The organism is Ferrovibrio terrae (assembly GCF_943371255.1).
Lineage (GTDB): Bacteria > Pseudomonadota > Alphaproteobacteria > Ferrovibrionales > Ferrovibrionaceae > Ferrovibrio > Ferrovibrio terrae_B.
On the sequence record NZ_CALRUC010000188.1, the window covers coordinates 1 to 4,454 of the forward strand.

2 protein-coding genes are annotated in these 4,454 nt (G+C 63.1%); both read left to right on the plus strand.

Annotation, left to right across the window (positions count from 1 at the left end):
* Nucleotides 1-970, plus strand: a 970-nt coding sequence (locus tag AAG799_RS22425; protein ID WP_341899311.1) for a sugar ABC transporter ATP-binding protein, incomplete at its 5' end; no start/stop codon positions are given.
* A 34-nt stretch (nt 971-1,004) separates the two neighbouring features.
* Nucleotides 1,005-3,662: an AMP-binding protein gene (locus tag AAG799_RS22430; protein WP_341899313.1), complete on the plus strand. Its 2,658-nt coding sequence runs from the start codon at nt 1,005-1,007 to the stop codon at nt 3,660-3,662.
* Nucleotides 3,663-4,454 lie beyond the last annotated feature (792 nt).

Genomic DNA, 4,454 nt, shown 5'->3' on the forward strand with positions numbered 1-4,454 from the left:
CTTCGCCCTGGTGAAACGGCTGCAGGCGCGGGGTGTCTCGATCATCTTCATTTCCCATGCGCTGGAAGAGGCGCTGCAGATCTCCGACCGCATCACCATCCTGCGCGATGGCGAGCACGTCATCACCGATCGGACGGGCAGTTTCGACCGCGACCGCATCGTGCGCGCCATGGTCGGCCGGACACTGTCGGACGAACTCTATGGCGGGGCCGGCGAACGCCGTGCGCGGCCGGCGGGCCGCAAGGTGCTGAGCGTGCAGAACCTATCGATGGGCACGATGGTGCGCAACACCACCTTCTCGGTCTTTGCGGGCCAGATCACCGGTATTTTCGGCCTGATCGGCTCGGGCCGCACGGAAACCGCCAAGGTGATCGCCGGCATCCTGAAGCGGGATTTCTTCCATGGCGGACAGATCCGCCTGGAGGACCGGCCAGTGCGCTACCGGGTGCCGCGGCCCGCCATCCGCGATGGCATTATTTATGTCACCGAAGACCGCAAGCTCGAAGGTTTCTTCGAGACGATGTCGGTGGCGGAGAATATCTACGTCGCCGCCATGGCCGGCGGACAGAGCCGCTCTAGGCTGGTCAGCATATCTGAGATGCAGACGCTGGCCGAAACATGGACGAAGGCGCTGAACATCAAGGTGATCAATGCGGACGCCCGCGTGATCGAACTGTCGGGCGGCAACCAGCAGAAGGTCGTGGTCAGCAAGGCGCTGGTGCAAAAGCCGAAGCTGATCATCTTCGATGAACCGACCCGGGGCGTGGATGTGGGCGCCATCGCCGAGATTCATCAGCTCATCAACCGTCTGGCGGATGAGGGCATGGCGGTGGTGGTGATTTCCTCCTACCTGCCGGAAATCCTGCATCTGTCGGACCGCATCCTGGTGTCGCGCCAGGGCCGGATCGTCGAGGAATTCACCGGCGGGCAGGCCAATGAAGAAACCATCATGTATGCGGCGGTCCACTGAGCCGCCGGATTGAGTACGAAGACCGGAGTTGGATATGAGAACGACACGCGCGATCCGGACCATCACATCGATTGCGGATGTCGAGGCCGTCGAGGCGATGCCGTATGACGCGCTGGTCCGCGCGCACACGCTGCTCGATCTGTTCCGCGCCACGGCAGAACTGCATCCGTCGCGGCCGGCGCTGACCATGATCGCCGCCGGCGGCTATGCCGGACAATCCGCCACGCTGACGCATGCCGATCTGTACCGGGCCATTATTCGCGCGGCCAATTTCTTCCATCGACTCAGCAACGATACAGGTGGCGTCGTCGCATTCCTGACGCCGGTCCTGCCCGGCATGGTCGAAGCGCTTTATGGTGCGCAGACAGCCGAGGTGGCCAGCACGATCAATTATCTGCTGAATGCGGCGGTGATTGCCGATCTGCTCGCGGCAGAAGGCGCGACCACGCTGGTCATTCCGGCGGAGGAGCTGGATGCGGACGTGTGGCGCAAGGCGAACGAGGTCATCGCGCTGACGCCCACATTGCGCAATATTGTGGTGCTGGGGGCATCAACCAGCATTGCGCCCGGTCAACTGGATTTCAACGCGGAGCAGGCACGCTGCCGTTCTGATGGTCTCGATTTCGACAGCACGGCCGGCCGCAACACGGTCTGCGCCCTGTTCCACACCGGCGGCACCACCGGCCGCCCGAAGCTGGCGCAGCTGACGCATGGCAACCAGATTCATGCCGCCTGGAGCTTCGCCCAGGTGCATGGCCTGGATGAACTGGATTCCGTGATCAACGGCTTTCCGTTGTTCCATGTCGGCGGCACCATCACGTCGGGGCTGTCGATTCTGGCAGCCGGGGGCCATATGATCGTGCCGTCGCCGTATGGGTTGCGCGACAAGGGCGTGATCGCGACCTACTGGAAGATCGTCGAAGCCTTCAGGGTGACGATTGTCGGCGGCGTGCCGACCTCGATTGCCGCCATCACCGAAGTGCCGCTCAATGGCGCCGATATCTCTTCGGTCCGCATGGGGCTGACCGGCGGCGCCGTCTGTCCGAAGGCAGTCAGCGACCGGTTCCAGTCGCGCACCGGCATCCGGCTGTATGAAACCTACGGCATGACCGAGACCGCGGCGGCCATTGCCTTCAACGCCGGCCGCGCCGCACCGGTGCAGGGCAGCGTCGGATTCCGCGCGCCCTTTGCCCGCACGCGCGTCACCAGTCTCGATCCCGCACGGCAGGATGCAGTCTGCGCGCCGCAGGAAAGCGGTCTGGTACAGGTCACCGGCCCGCAGGTTTTCCCTGGTTACGTCGATCCCGCGCATAATCGGGGCATCCTCAGTCCGGATGGCTGGCTGATCACCGGCGATGTCGGCTATCTGACCGAAGATCAGCGGCTGGTGCTGACCGGGCGGGAAAAGGATCTCATCGTCCGCAGCGGGCACAACATCAATCCCTCCGACATCGAGGATGTCGCCAATACCTTTCCCGGCGTGCAGATCAGCGCGGCCGTAGGCATGCCCGATGCCTATGCCGGTGAGGTGCCGGTGCTATTCGTTGTGGCCTCGCCGGATGCAGCCATCGACATGGAAGCTCTCGACCGGCATCTCGCCAGTGCGATCGCCGAGCCACCGGCCCGACCGAAGCGGGTATTCCAGATCGATGCCCTGCCGACCACCGCCGTCGGCAAGATCGTCAAGAACGATCTGCGCGACCGCGCCATTGAGGAAAAGGTGAGAAACGAGATCGCAGCCGTCTTCGGCAGACCGGTCGCCGCGACAATCCAGGTCGGGAAAGACGACATGCTGAACACGGTGGTCCGTGTTGAGATCGCGGCAACGGATGAGGCCCCTATCCAGGCCCTGAAAGCTGCACTGGAACCATTGCCGCAGAGGTATGACATTGTGATTGCGCAGGCCGGTGAACCGGAGGCAGAGCCTGTATTGCTCAGCCGGTCCGGACATGTCGCCACCATCACGCTGAACCGGCCGTCAGCCCTGAATGCGTTGTCGCCGGACGTCGTGAGCGCACTGGATCGCGTTCTGGACGCGCTGCATGCCGATGATACGACGCGGGTCGTCATCCTCACTGGTGCCGGCAGGGCGTTCTGCGCCGGTGGCGACCTGCTCGGCTTTGGCCGGGAACTGGCACTCGATCCGCCGTCTCTGATCGACACGCTCGCCTATAACCAGCGAGTTCTCGAAAAGCTGCGGGCACTGCCGATGCCGGTGTTGGCGGCCGTCAACGGCGTGGCGGTGGCGGGAGGGCTGGAAATGATCCTGTCCTGCGACGTCGTTATCGCCGCCGAGACGGCGAGAATCGGCGATGGTCATGCCAGATATGCCATCGTTCCCGCGGCCGGCTCGACGGTGCAACTGCTGACCCGGATGCATGGGGCGCATGCCAGGCACATGCTGTTCAGCGCGGAGCTGTTCCCCGCCCGGCAATGCATGGACTGGGGGCTGGTCAATGAGGTAGTTCCGGCGGAGCGGCTGCACGACCGGGTGCAGGATATCGCCCGGCAATACAGTCAGCAGAGTCCTGCAGTGCTAAGACATATGAAATCGCTGGCGCGCGCCGTTCATGACGGGGTCGTGCAGACCGGCCTGCGTGCGGAACTGGTCGCTTTCCAGACTCATCTGACGAGCCGTGATCTTGCGGAGGGACTGCGGGCATTCCGCGAAAAACGGCAGCCCCGTTATTGAATTGCAGTTCCTAAACATCGGAGACGGGGCGACTGTCGACGCCGGAAGCTCTGACGATCACTTCATCAGCTAAGCGCTGGAGCGGGTGAGGGGAATCGAACCCCCGTCGTAAGCTTGGGAAGCTGAGGCAAGCGTACCGGGAAAAGAGCCTGAATAGCAGTCTGGCCAATTAGCCCGTTTGGTCCTCCTGGATGGCTGGAACCGGCCACCGTCCCGATCTGCGCCGTTCTGTCTTGGCGGTCACAGGCAGACGAATCGGGAAACCCGACCCGAGCCGCTCGACCGGCCCTAATGGCGGCCAATTCGGATCCATCGCCGCGGCAGTCACGGGATGGGACTGGTCGACCCGGGATGTCTCGAATCGGAGGATGTCCGAAAGCCGGTACCGGGCCTGGCCGGGGATCACCCAACAACGGGGCGGCAGTTCGGCAGGTTGGCGCTTCTCTATAAAGGAGACCGAGCATTGCCATCGGTCGGCGAGGTCCTTCTTGGTCAGAAGCGGATCGTCGCCGGCTGGAGAGGGGGAATGAGGTGCTTTCGGCCGTCATGGCGGCAGGATTGCCGAAAGCCGGCTCCGGATCGACTGTCCATAAGGCCGATCTCGCACATCTATATATGTGGGGCGACCAGAGAGGCCGTATTGGCCGACTGGGCCGGTTCTGCTATGATCCATTTGCTCCAATTTTGCTCCACTGCCGAATGCAAAGCGGTCGGCGCCGGTGCAAGGGATTGCAGCTAAGTGATTGAGAGTTCTGGAGATGGGTCTCCGGGTTGGCGCAGGAAAAGAGCCGA